The organism is Sphingomonas hankookensis (assembly GCF_022664465.1).
Taxonomy (GTDB): Bacteria; Pseudomonadota; Alphaproteobacteria; order Sphingomonadales; family Sphingomonadaceae; genus Sphingomonas; species Sphingomonas hankookensis.
In genome coordinates this window covers 501,741-516,775 of sequence record NZ_JAKREV010000002.1, presented here as the reverse complement: position 1 = coordinate 516,775, position 15,035 = coordinate 501,741, and the positions used below count along the sequence as shown (strand labels likewise).

Sequence of the window (15,035 nt, the reverse complement as noted above, 5' to 3'; positions counted from 1 at the left end):
CGTGGTTCTCAGCCCATCCTTACGCCGGTCGGTTGGAAATTTCCAATAGCGGCGACCTACCCGATCTCGCCACGCAACTCCGCGAACAACGGCTGGATCGTCGTCAGCCGGTCCTGCTCCTCATCGAGGATCGCGCGGAACGCCGCCCGCTTGTGCCTGGTGATCCATCCGGGCGGCAGGCGCACCTCCGGGGGCAGCGTCGACACCGCGATGTCGATCATCCGCTCCGCCCCGTGCAGTCGCCCCCACAGATAGTCATTCTCGCGGTACGACCGGCTGAAGAACGCCCCGAAATTGTTGAAGCGGATGCCCTTCAACGTCGCCTCGGCACCCCCCGACCGGATCGACGGCGCGTCGTCGGGCGCGATCCGGTCGACCCGCACCGGATCGAACTCGTCCAGCCCTTCGCCGCCCAGCAGCGGCAGCGTTGCGATGTCGAAGAACGGAAAGCCGAGATAGGCGAGCAGCACCGGCCGCCGGACGTCGCGCGGGGCCGCCGCCAGCGCCGCCGACAGCCGCTCGTCGGTCTCGCCATCCAGCCGCGTCAGGTCCATCGCCTGCCCCATCGCTGCCAGCAGTGCGTCCGGATCGGCGCGCTTGTCGTCCGCCAGCACCCGCACCGCGCCGAACCGGTCGGCCCGCTCACACGCCAGATAGGGGGTCAGGCTGGCGAAGATCGCCTCGCGCACCGGGGCCAGCGTCGCCGCATCCTGTTCGGGCTCCATCGCCGACACCGTCCGCACCAGCAACCGCAGCCGCCGGATGCGAAAGGTGAGATCGTGGGTGCGCAGGAAGTCGATCGCCGCGTCCGACGCGCCGTCGCCGTCGAACCGGTCGGCGCCCCGTTCGACCACGATTGCCGCGAACCCCGCACGCAACCGCCGCCGCCGGTCGGGGGAGGGGTCATCGGCCAACGACGCGACCCGCTCCGCCAGCCGATCGAGCACCTGATCGACCTTCAGCAGCCCGTACGCGGCGTGGCCATAGCCCGCGCGCTTCGCCGCCTGCACCTGCGCCCGCCGCCGCCACCCGGCCAGTCGCGCGGGCGTGGGCCAGTCGAGGAACAGCGTATAGCCGAACAGCTGCTCGACCTCGGCCTCCACCCCGGCGCGCAGCTTCTCGACGATCGCCAGCATCCGCTCGATTCGCTCCGATCGCCGCTGGATCGCGTCGAGATTGTCGCGGATCGGCTGCTTGCGCGGCAGTTCGGACAGCGCGCCGAGGATCGTCTGGAAAAAGCTCGGTGGCCCGTCGGCGGCGGTGCCGATGCCGAATTTATGGTTGGGCGCGGGATCGAGATAGACGAAGCGCCGGTCGATCTGCCGCCGCGCCGGGCGTTCGCGGAGCGCATCGATCGCCGGGCGGAACGGGGCGTTGGCCAGCACCGATCCGTCGATCAGCGCCGCTTGCTCCACCATCCCCACCGCCGCCTGTCGCGGCAGCACCCGCCGCAGGAACGCCTCGCGCCCCGGCCACTCGGTCCCGCGATCCTTTAGCGCCGCATCCAGCTCGCCCACGCGGAACGGCGGAAACGCGCCGGGAAAGCTCGAGGTCGCCCGCGCTGCGAATACCAGTTCGGCCGGATCGGCCAGCGGCCCGTCGCCATGGTCGGAAAAGCCGATGACGATGCGATGTTCGGTCTCGACCACCTCCTTGGGCGAATTGAGCCGCAGCAGCTCGGGATGGCCGGCAAAGTCGGTAACGGTGACGAACAGGTCGAGCGGCTGTCCCGGCGGCAACAGCCGCGGCCCTACCGGCCCCGCCGCCATCGCCTCGAACGCGTTCAGCAGCATGTCGACCATCGCCCGCCCGCCGAACGGCGGCTCGAACCACCGCGCCCGCACGAACCGGTCGAGCTTGGCGCGCAGCTCGTCACGCGCGGCGATATCGACGCTCGACGCATCCTCGCCCTCGCGGCCCAGCGCCATCCACGCGATCGGCCGCGCCCAGGGGCGCGACAGCGCGCTGGCCGGCGCCTGTGCCGGATCGATCAGCGCCTCGATATCCGCGCCCTTCAGCCACAATTCGGTCAGCGGGTCCAGCGACTGGCCGGTCGCGACGGCATGGCCCAGGAACACGCCGTTGATCCCGCCCGCGCTCGCCCCCGCGACGATATCGACCAGCACGCGCAACCGGATACCGGTCAGGTCGGACAGATCGGCCAGCATCGCCTGATACACGCCGGCGCTGCCCGTCAACGGCCGCCCTTCGTCCTGCACCGCCCGGCTGGCGCGGGCGATGTGCCACACTTCCTTGACCAGCCCGTGCATATAGACCGCGAGGCTGATCCCGCCGTAGCAGACAAGGGCGAGGCGCAGTTCGCGTTCGTGCAGCGGCGTCTCGCTCATGCCGGCTCGATCGTCGCCCAGATCGGCAGGTGGTCCGACGCCTTGCGCGCCGCCGCGCTGTGGTGGGTGCCGGCATCGACGATGCGCAGCCCGCCAGACACCATGATCCGGTCGAGCCGCCCGACCGGATGCCGCGCATGGAAGCTCGGCCCCGTCTCGGCAAAGCTGTGCGTCCGTGCGAAGTCGCGCAGGCATCCCGACCGCGGCGTCCATTCGTTCAGATCGCCCATCAACACGCTCGGCAGCGCGGGGGTACAGCCATCGACCTCGTGCAGGATCGCATGCGCCTGCTTGCGCCGCCACAGCCCGGACAGGTCAAGGTGCATGCCGACCACCCGCAGCGTCACGCCCTTCACCGCGATATCGGCACGCACCGCGCCGCGCGGCTCCAGCGCGGGTATCTCGATCCGCCGTTCGGCGCTGACCACCGCGTCCTTGCGCACCAGCAGTGCGTTGCCATGCCACCCCATCGACTGCGCCCGGATCGCGACCGGCACCGCCATCCACGGGCTGTGTTCGTCCAGCATGTGCAGCGGAATCACCCCCGCGCGCTCACCCAGCCGGCGGTCGCATTCCTGCAACGCGACGATATCGGCATCGACCTCGCGCAGCACCTCCAGCGTGCGTTCGGGCATGCGGCGGCGATCGGTCCCGATCGCTTTGCGCATATTGTAGCTGGCTACCTTGATCATCGCTCGTCGCTCAACGCCGGGCAGCGCGGTTTCGTTTCGCTGGCGGCTCCGGCGTCAACGCAACAACCGGATCGTCGCGTTCAGCCCGCCGCCGTCGCGGTTCGCCAGCAGGATTTCGCCCCCGGCATCGCGCACGATCGCGCGCGCCAGCGCGAGGCCCAGCCCGATCCCCCCGGTACCCCGGTTCCGCGACGTTTCCAGCCGGGTGAACGGATCGAATACCAATTCCATCCGGTCGGGCGGAATGCCGGGGCCGCGATCGGCGACGGTGATCGCCACCGCCTGCAGCCCCGTCTCGATCCGTACTTCGGCGCTGCCGCCGCCATATTTGATCGCATTCTCGATCAGGTTGCGCACCGCCCGTCGCATCAAATTCTGCCGCAGGTGCAACGGCACCCGGGCCGCCTCGACGAAATCGACGTCATGGCCGAGGTCGCGGAAATCCTCGACCACCGCATCGACCAGCGCCGCCACGTCGACATCGGTCGCCGGCTCGCTCGGCCGCCCCAGTCGTGCCAGCGACAAAATATCGTCCAGCGTCGCGTTCATCTCGTCGATCGTCTCGGCCATGCGCGCGCGGTCGGTATCGTCCTCGACCGACTCGATCCGCACGCGGAGCGCCGCCAGCGGCGTGCGCAGGTCGTGGCCGATCGCGCCCAGCATCCGGTCCTTCTCATCGACCATCGCATTCACCCGCTGCCCCAGGTCGGTGAACGCGGCGATCAGCAGCCGTACGTCCTGTGGCCCCTGCGGCTCGATCGCGGGCAGGGGGCGCGCCGGGTGGAATGCCCGTGCCGCGCCGGCCAGCCGCCTTAGCGGCTTGGCGATCCGCCGCCCGATCCACAGCACCGGCAGCAGCACGATGACATAGAGGATGAAGGTCTGCGCCAGCGACTGCCACAACAGCCCGCGTTCGGCCATCGGCCACGGCGTGTGCGACACCAGCCAGCCGCGCCCCGGCAGCTCGACCGCGCTGTCCAGCACCGCGCCCATCCGCCGCAGTCGTTCGGCCCGCCGCCCACCGACTCCGCGCGCGCGGATTTCCTCTTCGTCGATCGGCCGGATATGCGCCGCGATCCGCCCGACCGGGATGCCCGCCTCGGCAAAGCCAGATCGGATCGCGCTCTCGACATCGGTTTCGGGGTCACCGCGCATCGTCGGCACGCGGTCGGTCACCAGCCGGACGCCACGCATCCGATCGCGTAGGGGCACGCCCGGTTGCCCGGCGCGCGGGACCCGGCGCTCGGCGGCATCGATCAGCCGGGTGACTGCGGGCAAGGTGATCTCGGCGAAGCGGAACGCGCGACGCTCGCGCAGCAGCAGCCCGAAATTCAGCGCCTGCGCCACGAACAGCGCCACCGCCACCAGCAGCGCGATCTGTCCCGGCAGGCTGGTCGGCCATAGCCGCCTCACAGGCGGGTGACTTCCGTCGCCAGCGTATAGCCGCCGCCCCACACCGTCTTGATGATCTCCGGGTTGCGCACGTCGGTCTCGATCTTCTTGCGCAGCCGGCTGACCTGATTGTCGATCGCCCGGTCGAATGCCGCCGCCTCGCGCCCCTGCGTCAGGTCGAGCAACTGGTCGCGCGTCAGCACCTGTCGCGGCCGCGTCACCAGCGCGTGGAGCAGGTTGTATTCGCCGGTCGACAGCGGCACCGATACGCCCTCGCGGTCGACCAGCGCGCGCTCGCCGGTCCTGAGCACCCATCCGGAAAAGGCGAACGACCCGGCCTCGGGCGCATGCTGCCGTACCGCGCCGCCCGCGGTTCGGCGCAGCACGACCTTGACCCGCGCCGCCAGTTCGCGCGGTGAGAACGGCTTCACGACGTAATCGTCGGCACCCATCTCCAGCCCGACGATGCGATCGGTTTCCTCGGTCCGCGCGGTCAGCAGGATGACCGGCGTCTCGCTCGTCTCGCGGATATGGCGGCACAGCGACAGCCCGTCCTCGCCCGGCATCATGATGTCGAGGATGGCAAGGTCGATCGCATAGGCGTTCAGCCGCGCCCGCGCCCCTTCCGCATCGCCCGCCTGCGTCACGCGGAACCCCTGACGGGTCAGATATTGGGCAAGCGGTTCGCGGATCGATCGTTCGTCGTCGACCAGCAGCAAATGGGGGATATCGGCCATGTCGGACATGCTAGGCGGACCCATGGGATAAGGGCAATGCCGGAGGGTGGCGGACACCCTCCGCCAAGCGGTCAGTCGGCCTGTTGCTGACCGCGACGGTTCATGCGCTGCTCGCGCCACTGCTGGCGTTCGGCGGCGTCGATCCGGCCGTCCTTGTTCGCGTCCTGCCGGTCGAACATGGCGCTCGCGACCGCGCGATACTCATCGCGGGTGACGACGCCGTCCCTGTTCGTATCGGCACGCTCCAGCATCCGCCCGCCGCCGCCACCACGGCCACCGCGACCACCCCGGCCGGGCATCGCGTCGTCGTCACCCTGCGGCGGACGCGCGGTCATCGCGCTGCGCTCGGCCGCGCTGATCTTGCCGTCGCGATCGGTGTCAAGCTTGTCGAAGCGCTTGTCGGCGCGGGCCAGCGCCTCTTCGCGGGTCAGCACGCCGTCGGCCATCGGCTTGGGCGCAGGCGCCTGGGTCTGAGCGGAAACGACGCCGGGCAGGGCGATACCGGCAAGCGAGGCGGCGGCGATCAACGAACGCATGGACGTACCTTTCGGGACAGGGGCGCACCCCCGGTTGAGGATGCGCCCTTGTCGCCGCCAATTGTCGCCAGCCTTTGTCGCGCGGCCGCCGTCTTTGTCGCTATTTGTCGCAGATCATTCCTTGGCCGGCGTCCCGAACAGCACGCGGCGTTGTTCCTCGGTCATTGCCTGGCTGCCGTCGCTCACCGCCTTGCCCTTGGCATAGGCCGCGATCGTCGCCGGGCGCGCGGCGATGTCGTCAAACCAGCGCTTTACGTTCGGGAAATCCTCCAGCTTCTGCCCCTGCGCCTCGTGCGGCACGATCCAGGGATAGGCCGCCATGTCGGCGATCGAATAGTCGCCCGCGACGAACGCCCGGTCGGCCAGCCGCTTGTCGAGCACCCCGTACAACCGCGCGGTTTCGCGGAGATAGCGGTCCTGCGCATACGGAATCTTCTCGGGCGCATAGTTGTTGAAATGATGGTTCTGCCCAGCCATCGGACCCAGCCCACCCATCTGCCACATCAGCCACTGGATCGCATCGTAGCGCCCGGGCAGGTCGGCGGGCAGGAAGCGCCCGGTCTTCTCCGCCAGATACAGCAGGATCGCCCCGGATTCGAAGATCGACAGCGGTGCGCCGCCACCGACCGGATCATGGTCGACGATCGCCGGCATCCGGTTGTTCGGCGCGATCGCCAGGAATTCGGGCCGGAATTGCTCACCCGCGCCGATATTCACCGGATGGATGGTGTAGGGCAGGCCGGCCTCTTCGAGGAACAGCGTGATCTTGTGGCCATTGGGCGTTGGCCAGTAGTGCAGATCGATCATGGGAAGGCTCCATCGGCGTGAACCCGCCACATGGGTGCGCCGGCCCCCGGCGCCAAGCCGCTAGCGCGCGAACAGCGCCAGCGGCACGGCATCGGCCATCGCCCGATACCCCGCCATCGACGGATGGAGGTGATCGCCCGAATCATATGCGGGCAGCAGCCGGTCGGGCCGCGCCGGGTCGCGTACCACCCGGTCGAAATCGATCACCGCGTCGAAATGGCCGGACGTGCGTATCCATGCGTTCACCGCCTGCCGCGCCGCTTCGGCGGCGGCATCGGGGTGGTAATAGTCGTTGCCGACGAACGGCATCACCGTGCCTCCGATCACCTTCATCCCCAGCGCGCGTGCCCGCGCGACGATTTGGCGGTAGCCTGCGATCATCCGCGCGACATGCGCCGGATGTTCCGCGGCGGTCACGGCCCGCTCGCGACCGATGCTGCCCAGATCGTTGATCCCCTCCAGCACGATCAGGTACTTCGCGCCCGGCTGGCTCGCCACGTCGCTGTCGAACCGCGCCAGCGCGTTCGGGCCGCTGCATTCCACCAGCAGGCAGTTGCCGCCGATCCCGTGGTTCAGCACCGCGACGTCGCGCGTCGCCCGGTTCGCCGACAACCGGCGCGCCAGCCCGTCGGTCCAGCGCTGATGCAACCCGTCTTTCACGCCATAGCCGTCGGTGATCGAATCTCCCAGCGCCACGATCGCCCGGGCCTTCGGCGCGGCATCGACCTCGACCGCTGCGATCTGGAACCAGCGTTCGATCGGTGCCGCATCGGCGAACCGGACGTCGCCCAAGCGATCCCCCGGCGCGATCCAGCTGCGCGTCCGTGCGCCGGCATGGCCGGTCTGCTGCTGCGGCAGGGCGGCGAAGCGGGTGCTGATCGCCACGTCCTGCAACGCCGGCACCACAATCTGCACCGAATCGGACCAGAAATCCGCGCCGGACGGAACCTCCACATCGGCGCGGCCGGCAAAGGTCAGCGGCCGGTCGGTGCCCGGCCGGATCGCCGCGTCTGCGGGTCCCGTCGCCAGCGCGACATGCGCGCCCGCGATGCGCAGCGGCGTGGTCCCGAACCGGTTGGAGAACCGCACCCGTATCGCGCGCCCGCCGATCGTCACCCGCACGACCTGCCGCATCGTGGTGTCGCGCGCCTGATTTTCCGTCAGTTGCTGCTCGGGCGCCGATCGGACCGGAGACGTCGTCCATCCCGCGACCCAGGGTTCGGCAGCAACTTGGGTCGCCATGACGGACAACGCCGTGACAGAAACGATCGAGCCTGCACGCATCCCGGTCCTACCCCTAGTTGCCGGAATAAGACGCTATCGGGGGCTGCGGATGCCAGCAAGTGTATAACTTGCGGAAATCAATACGTTCCTGTTGAAACGTACGAAACCGTTCCGTTATCGTGCGGGTTGTCATCCTTTAGAATGAGGTTGGCGGCGTTACGTCGGCATAGAAGGAAAGCACAGGCGGCGCACAACACGGGGAGTGAACAACATGGGCAACCACGAAGTCGACGCAGGACGGAACGAGCCACAGCACCCCACCGTATCGTCTGCCGACTTCGCGCGCAGGTTCGGACAACTGCGCCAGATGCAGGACGACCAGGCGATCTTCGTCACGCATCATGGACGCGCCACCCATGTCCTGACGACGGTGCGCCACTATACTGAGCTGCAGGACGCGAACGGGGGCCAGCGCAGCAGTGCCGGACTGACGCCCAGCCTGCACGATCTTGCGGAATGTCTGACCGTAGGCGTGCTGCTCATCGACTATGAGCTTCGAGTTCTGGCCGCGAACCCGGTGGCCCATGCCCAGCTGGAGCGTAGCGAGAACGAACTGGTCGGGCACAAGATCTTTGCGGCGGTGCCGACCCTGCACGGATCGCTGATCGAAACCTATGTCCAGCGCGCGGTCGCCAGCAAGGAACCCTATTCGGCAGAAATTCCGTCGTTGTTCCGCCCCGATACCTGGGTGCGGGTCGATATCCACCCCTTTGCCCGTTACGTTACGATCCTGTTCCACGACATTACCGAAGATATGAAGCGGCACCGGCTGGCCGATGCGCGCGAATCGCTGCGCGAGGCGATCGGGTTGCATGACGGGATCGGCTATGTCTGCGTGAATACCCGCGGCCATATCGACCGGGTCGAACCGACCTTCTGCGACATGGTCCGCTTGTCGGAGGATCGGTTGCACCATGTCGCGATGGCCGATCTCGTGCCGATCGCCCATCGCGTCCTGTTCCGCGAAACGCTCGATCAGGTGTTGAGCGGTGGCGGCGCTCGGACGATCGACAGCGCGGTGTTGTCGAACGACGGCGCCGCGGTGGAGGTGCGCCTTACCATCGCCGAACTGCGCAGCGTCTATGGCAACGAAGGCGCGATCGTCCTGCTCACCCGGCGATAACACCGTCAGATCACCAATATCGGCGTCCCGCACCGAACGCCGTCGACGCGCACGTCCGCCTGCCCCAGATGCACCCCGGCCAGCGCCGTCACCTGATTGACGACCAGGTCGAGTGCGGGGGCGGCGGCGCTGAGCGTGTTGCCGAGCGTCGACGTCAGCAACCCGGCCGACAGGCCGATGCCCAGCACGTTGGCACGGATGTCGATGCTGCGCAGAACGCTGCTGGCCAGGCCGGCGGCAATGTCGTTGGTCGACACGGTCTTGACCGTGTTCGCATCGATATCCGCCGCCGAGAAATTGACGCGCTGCGCACTCACCCCGCCCAGCTGCACATTGGCATAGCCGGTCAACGACGCGAGCGGCAGCGTCACCATTTTTGCCGGACGCAGCGCCATCGCCTGCTGGAAATTGCCGAGCGCGGTGGGGTCGAGATCGGCGATCGCCGCGCGCCCGATCGACGGGGTGACGTCCAGCGCGACGCTGGCATTGGCCGGGCCGCCGCGACACGCGATCCCCGCCAGCCGCGCTTCCGCCTCCGCCAGCTCGACATAGATCGGCACGCGCACTGATGCGAGGTTCAGCGGCACGTTCAGCAGGGTGATGTCGATCCACATGCGGGTCTGTGCAGTGCGCACGACGGTCTGTCCCGCCTCACCGATCGACAGCCACGGGCTGTGCGCCGCGCGTTCGCCGACTTGCAGATACAATTTAGTAGCGCCGATGCCGGGCACGCCCAGATCGATCTCGCTCTGCACCTGCCGCGTGCCGCTGTTGATCTGCAGGACTTCGCGCAGCAACGCATAGGCGTCCACCTGCACCGGTCGTGTCGGGTCGGCGACGCTGCGGCTGCCCAGCGGCCCCAGGTCGATGATCTTGTTCAGCTGCACGCTGCGGGTGGACAGGCGGGTGGCGAGGGTGCGCAGCACCTGTGCGGTCGCGCTGTTGCTCGTCGACCCCGCCATCGCGGTGACGAGGCGCGGCAGCGTGACGTCGCCGGCCAGTACCTCGTCGAACGTCGATGCCTGTACCCCGACTCCGGTGCGCAGCAACTCGGCGGTCTTCAGCAGATCGACCTGCCCCGACACCAGCGCGTTATAGTCCATCACCGACAGCGACAGGTCGCTGCCCGCCAGTTGCGACAGCAACGCGCCGGGCAATCCGCCCTGCACCGATGCCGCGCGCGTTCCGATCGAAAAACCGGCCAGGTCAATGCGCGCGGCGGTCGCCTTGGCGCTCAGCGTCACCGTCTGCCGTCCGAATACCTGGGCGAAGATCGGCTTGATCGTGCTTTCCAGCGCGACCCGCGCGGCATTGCCGGACACGGCGTTGGGGGAGAAGCGCGTGTCGACCGACAGCTGCGCATTGCGGTCGTATCGGCCGGGGGTCAGCGTCACCAGCCGCGTGTTGTTGTCCGGCGACAGCGACACCGCCGCCTGCGCGCGCACGGTCGCATTATCCAGATCGGCCGCCGCCGCCAGCGCCGCGGCGTCCGCGGTCCCCTGCAGCCGCCGTTTTTCGAGATAGAGCGTCGCGGTGTCGACCCCCAGCACCGCCGTACCGGTCAGCATCGCCAACCCGCCGGCGACGATCATCGCCACATTGCCTTCGCGTCGCCGGATCAGCGTGCGGATCGCAGGATGCAGCATCGTTCAGAACCCCTGCAACACGACGCTGGCCTGCCGTCGGATCGTCGTGGTCGCAGCGGGCATGATCGGCAGTTTCAGCAACGGATTGGCCGACCCGTCATACGACACGTTGACCGTCAGCTTGCGGCCATCGTCATCCACCCGAAGCGCGATATCGCTCTCGCTGATGCCATAGCTGCGCGCCAGCGTGGTGCGCGCAGCGCTGCTGGCCAGTGCGGCACGTTCGGGCGCAGTGATGCCGGCCAGCGCGGCGCGCGCACCCTCGTTCGCGCTTTCCTGCACGACGTGCGACATGGCCAGCCAGCTGCCGCCGCTGACGATACCGAACAGGAAGACGGCCAGGATCGGCAGCGTCAGCGCCAGTTCGATGATGGCGGTGCCGCGACGGTCGGCGGCCAGCTTCCGGTTCATCGGGGGTTTGCGGAAATTATGTAATGTTTGCAGCATGGTATACGTGCCGCGGACCTTGCCGCGCCTGCTGCCGGCTCCCCTGCGAAACCGCTGCGTCCGTGCCTTGCGGCAAATGATCGTGTCGATCATGCGTCCATCCTCCTGACACGACAATAGCGTCGGCATGCTGACCGGGCGGTTGTCGAAACACGGCGTGTATTTCGCAGAAAATGCAGCGAATGCAGTATGTTGCTACGCCCTAAACCCGCACAATATTGCGGGTTTTCCGATACGGACAGGCACCCGCCACACGGTCCGTCACATCGACGGTGCGCCACGGCGTGTGCGGGTGGCCGACCGCTTGCCGCCGATCGTGCGAACAGCTACCCGCACGACGGACCCGCAGCGGGGCGGGTCGTTCCAGATATACGGGTATCGACACGTGACGGCTGTCAATCGAGCGACGGAATCCAGGCTGCTATGGCTGGGGGACCGGATGGCGGTACTGGTCCTCGGCCTCATTGCCGGCTTCGTCGTCGGCCTGTCGTTCGTCGGTGACGGCCGCATCGCGCTGCCCGATGCGACCGCACCCGCGCCCGTGACCTCGCCGGTGCCGCCGGTCGCGCCGGGCGCCTCCTCGACCGGGACCGAAACGCCCGTCACCACGCCTGCGGTCGCGGCGCGTACCGTCGATGGCCCGATCGATCCGCAGGTGCTGGCGCGCGTCCGCCGCGACGGCGTGCTGCGCGTCGGCGTGTTCGGCGACAGTTTCGGCAACGGCGTCTGGGACGCGCTGTATCGCCAGCTGCCCAAGGACGACGGGTTCGAAGTGCTGAAATTCGCCAAGGAGGCAACCGGCTTCACCCGCTACCGCGTGCTCGACCTCGAAAAGCGCGCGCGCGAACAGCTGGCCGCCCAGCCGGTCGATGCGGTCGTCATCAGCTTCGGCGCCAACGATGCGCAGGCGGTGTTCGCCGACGGTCATCTCCATCCGCTGATGAGCGACGGGTGGAAACAGGTGATCGGCGACCGGATCGACAATTATGTGAAGGCGCTGCGCTCGACCGGGGCAGTCGTCTATTGGGTCGGTCTGCCGGTGATGCGCGATCCGCAGCTCGACGCCGACATGCAGGCGATGGACGCCTTCTACGAACAGCATATGCGCCGGCTGGGCGTGCCGTTCCTCGATTCCCGCCCGCTGACACTGGATGCGGAGGGTAAGTACAACGCCTATCTGCCCGACCTGAAGACCGGCAAGCCGGTGCTGATGCGGACCGGCGACGGCCTGCACATGATCGGCGTAGGATACCAACGCCTGACCAACAGCGTCGCGACCGACCTCCGCCGCTACGCCGACCGTGCCCGACGTGAATCAGGGCGGCCGGCGCCGGTCCCGGCGCCGACCGGGGGGGCGCGCTGATGTCCGCGCTGTTCGCGATCGCGCTGGCGCAGGCGGCGGCCGGGCAGTCCTGCATCGGCGGGTTGTGCGATGCCGAACGGCTGCGCCCGTTCCTCGAAAAACTGTCGACTGCGCGCAGCGCCCCCGAGCCGGTCCGCATCCTCCAGATCGGCGACAGCCACACCGCCGGCGATCAGATCACCGGCAGCTGGCGCGCGGCGTTGCAGGCACGCTATGGCCGCGCCGGACGCGGCGCACTGCCCCCCGGCCGCCCCTATGCCGCCTATCTGACCCGCGACATCACGGCGGGACAGTCGATGGGCTGGAACATCAACGGCATCTTCGGTGCAGCGTATAATTCCGGCAGCAACGTACGACTGGGCTTGAGCGGGTACAGCCTGACCAGCGCACAGGCGGGTGCCACGGTGACGCTGAGCGCCGACAATGGCCGCAATTTCGACCGGCTGACCGTCTGCGCGCTCAGCGGGCCGGGGCAGGGGACGCTGCAACTGAGCCTCGGCGCGGCGGTGGTCGAATGGCCGCTGGCCGGTGTCGAGCCGGGCAGCCGGTGCCGCACGTTGGATGGCGGCGAAGAGGCGACGATCGCGTCGGCCACCGTCGTCGGTGGGCCGGTGACGATCACGTCGTGGAACACCGAACGGCGGCTGGGCGGCGGGGTGATCCTGTCGAACCTCGGCACCGTCGGCGCGCAATTCACGCATTTCGGGCGGACCGACGACCGGGTGGTCGCGACCGAACTCGCCGCCTATCGCCCCGACCTGATCGTCGTCGCGTTCGGCACCAACGAGGCATTCCGCCCCGGTTTCTCCGCCAGCGTGTACGAGACGACGCTGCGCTCCGACCTGACGCGGCTGCGGCGGCTGGCACCGGGTGTGCCGATGCTGCTGATCGGCGCGCCCGACAGCGCGACGAAGCAACCCGGGCTCCAGAGCGGCGAAAGCGGTACCAGCATGCCTTGTCCCGCATCGGGTGCGTGGCGCCCGACCGCCGCGCTGGCATCGGTGCAGGCGATCCAGCGGCGACAGGCCAAGGCGTTCGGCATCGCCTATTGGGACTGGGCACAGCGCATGGGCGGGCGCTGCGTCGCCGATGGCTGGACGCAAGGAACGACCCCGCTGATGCGCGGCGATCACGTCCATTTCACCAGCCGCGGCGGCGCCGAGATCGCGCGACTGCTGCAGGCCGATCTCGACGCGGCAATGACGCAACTGGTGCGCAGGGGTACGCCCGCCACCCCGACCCCGGACCGGTAAATGCTGTTCCCCACGCTCAGCTTCGGGCTGTTCTTTCTCGTCGTCTATTGCGTGACCTGGTCGCTCGGCCGGTCGAACGAATGGCGCAAGATCGCGCTGCTGCTGGCCAGCTGGTTCTTCTACGGCGCATGGGACGCGCGGTTCGTCGCGTTGCTGTTCGTGTCGGCGTTCGTCAACTGGGCGCTGGCGCAGGCGATCGTGCGCAGCGACGACGGCCGCCGCGGGCGGATGCTGGTCACGCTCGGCGTGGCCGCCAATCTGGGCGTGCTCGGCTATTTCAAATATGCCGGCTTCTTCCTCGAGCAACTGGCTGCGCTGCTGACGCCGCTGGGATTCGGGCGCGACCTGCCGCTGTTGCAGGTGGTGTTGCCGGTCGGGGTGTCGTTCTTCACCTTTCAGGCGATCTCGTACCTCGTCGACGTGCATCGGCGGCGGGTGCCGGCGGCGAGCCTGCTCGACCTGACGCTGCTGATGTCGTTCTTCCCGCATCTGGTCGCCGGACCGATCGTGCGCGGTGCCGACCTGTTGCCGCAGTTCCGCCGCGTGCCGAGGATCGACCGGGGCGTGGTGGCGGCGGCGCTGCTGCTGATCCTGTGGGGGCTGTTCAAGAAGGCGGTGATCGCGTCGCAATTGGCCGGCGCGCTGGTCGATCCGGCGTTCTTCGACCCGACGAGCCGGTCGAGCTTCGACCTGCTGTTCGGCGCCTATGGCTATGCAGTGCAGATCTATTGCGACTTTTCCGCCTATTCCGACATGGCGATCGGGCTGGCGGCGCTGCTCGGCTACACCTTCCCGCGCAATTTCGATCAGCCGTACCGCGCCGCCTCGCTCCAGGATTTCTGGCGGCGCTGGCATATCAGCCTGTCGAGCTGGCTGCGCGACTATCTCTACATTCCGCTGGGCGGCAGTCGGAAAGGGCCGGTGCGGACGTACCTGAACCTGTTCCTGACGATGCTGCTGGGCGGGCTTTGGCATGGCGCCAGCTGGAGCTTCGTGATCTGGGGCGCGCTCCACGGTGGCTGGCTGGCGATCGAGCGCTTCTGGTCGCGGCATCGCCCGGCGGGCCTGCCGCGCGCGCCGCGCTGTATGGGCATCCTGCTCACCTTCCACATCGTCGTGCTCGGCTGGATCTTCTTCCGCGCGCAGGGCGAAGGGGAGGCGTTCGCCTATCTCGGGCAGCTGTTTGCCGGGGACTGGCGCAACACGCTGGTCACGCCACTGTCGCTGGCGCTGGTCGCGCTGGGGCTGGCGATCCATGCGGTGCCGGTCGGCATCCTGCAGGCGACCGCCGCGCGGGTTCGGCATCATGCTGCGCCGGTCATCGGGCTGTCGCTGGGCGTGCTGATCCTGATCGTCGACGCGATGCGGCCCGAAGGGGTCGCGCCGTTCATCTACTACCAGTTCTGA

The 15,035-nt window shown here is 68.3% G+C and carries 13 protein-coding genes; 4 read left to right on the top strand and 9 right to left on the bottom strand.

All coding sequences use genetic code 11. From position 1 onward, the window contains the following. Positions 1–56 precede the first annotated feature (56 nt). From MF610_RS07835 to MF610_RS07805, 7 genes are all read right to left on the bottom strand, one after another. The gene (locus tag MF610_RS07835) at positions 57–2,348 is read right to left on the bottom strand and encodes a patatin-like protein (protein WP_242194600.1); all 2,292 of its coding nucleotides are present in this window, start codon (positions 2,346–2,348) and stop codon (positions 57–59) included. Beyond that, on the bottom strand, positions 2,345–3,040 hold the full coding sequence (locus MF610_RS07830; RefSeq protein ID WP_242194599.1) for an endonuclease/exonuclease/phosphatase family protein: 696 nt from the start codon (positions 3,038–3,040) through the stop codon (positions 2,345–2,347). Before MF610_RS07830 ends, MF610_RS07835 begins: the two co-directional genes overlap by 4 nt. A 54-nt stretch (positions 3,041–3,094) precedes the next feature. Beyond that, a complete protein-coding gene (locus MF610_RS07825) occupies positions 3,095–4,453 on the bottom strand; it encodes a sensor histidine kinase (protein WP_242194597.1) in 1,359 nt (452 codons plus the stop codon). Continuing rightward, complete coding sequence (locus MF610_RS07820) at positions 4,450–5,169, bottom strand: response regulator (RefSeq protein ID WP_242194595.1); 720 nt, start codon at positions 5,167–5,169, stop codon at positions 4,450–4,452. The genes MF610_RS07825 and MF610_RS07820 overlap by 4 nt, the downstream gene beginning before the upstream one ends. A 71-nt stretch (positions 5,170–5,240) precedes the next feature. Then, positions 5,241–5,705 (bottom strand): EF-hand domain-containing protein, encoded by a 465-nt coding sequence (locus MF610_RS07815; protein WP_242194593.1) that lies wholly within the window; start codon positions 5,703–5,705, stop codon positions 5,241–5,243. 114 nt (positions 5,706–5,819) lie between these two features. After that, a complete protein-coding gene (locus MF610_RS07810) occupies positions 5,820–6,512 on the bottom strand; it encodes a glutathione binding-like protein (RefSeq protein ID WP_242194591.1) in 693 nt (230 codons plus the stop codon). A 60-nt stretch (positions 6,513–6,572) separates the two neighbouring features. Next, positions 6,573–7,754 carry an SGNH/GDSL hydrolase family protein gene (locus MF610_RS07805; RefSeq protein WP_242194588.1) on the bottom strand — a complete coding sequence of 394 codons (1,182 nt, stop codon included), beginning with the start codon at positions 7,752–7,754 and terminating at the stop codon, positions 6,573–6,575. 253 nt (positions 7,755–8,007) lie between these two features. On the opposite strand from MF610_RS07805, the gene MF610_RS07800 reads away from it, so the two are divergent. Then, positions 8,008–8,919 carry a PAS domain-containing protein gene (locus MF610_RS07800; RefSeq protein WP_242194586.1) on the top strand — a complete coding sequence of 304 codons (912 nt, stop codon included), beginning with the start codon at positions 8,008–8,010 and terminating at the stop codon, positions 8,917–8,919. A gap of 5 nt (positions 8,920–8,924) precedes the next feature. Here MF610_RS07800 and MF610_RS07795 read toward each other — a convergent pair whose 3' ends face one another. Both MF610_RS07795 and MF610_RS07790 read right to left on the bottom strand, forming a co-directional pair. Beyond that, complete coding sequence (locus tag MF610_RS07795) at positions 8,925–10,565, bottom strand: pilus assembly protein TadG-related protein (protein ID WP_242194584.1); 1,641 nt, start codon at positions 10,563–10,565, stop codon at positions 8,925–8,927. A gap of 3 nt (positions 10,566–10,568) precedes the next feature. After that, positions 10,569–10,976 (bottom strand): TadE/TadG family type IV pilus assembly protein, encoded by a 408-nt coding sequence (locus MF610_RS07790; protein ID WP_242194582.1) that lies wholly within the window; start codon positions 10,974–10,976, stop codon positions 10,569–10,571. Positions 10,977–11,451: 475 nt separating this feature from the next. Here MF610_RS07790 and MF610_RS07785 point away from each other — a divergent pair, with 475 nt between their 5' ends. From MF610_RS07785 to MF610_RS07775, 3 genes are read left to right on the top strand one after another with little or no spacing between them, the layout of a single operon-like run. Further along, a complete protein-coding gene (locus tag MF610_RS07785) occupies positions 11,452–12,375 on the top strand; it encodes an SGNH/GDSL hydrolase family protein (RefSeq protein WP_242194580.1) in 924 nt (307 codons plus the stop codon). Then, entirely contained in the window at positions 12,375–13,628 is a 1,254-nt protein-coding gene (locus tag MF610_RS07780) for a GDSL-type esterase/lipase family protein (RefSeq protein ID WP_242194578.1), read from the top strand. Before MF610_RS07785 ends, MF610_RS07780 begins: the two co-directional genes overlap by 1 nt. Then, positions 13,629–15,035 (top strand): MBOAT family O-acyltransferase, encoded by a 1,407-nt coding sequence (locus MF610_RS07775; RefSeq protein WP_242194575.1) that lies wholly within the window; start codon positions 13,629–13,631, stop codon positions 15,033–15,035. It begins immediately after the preceding gene.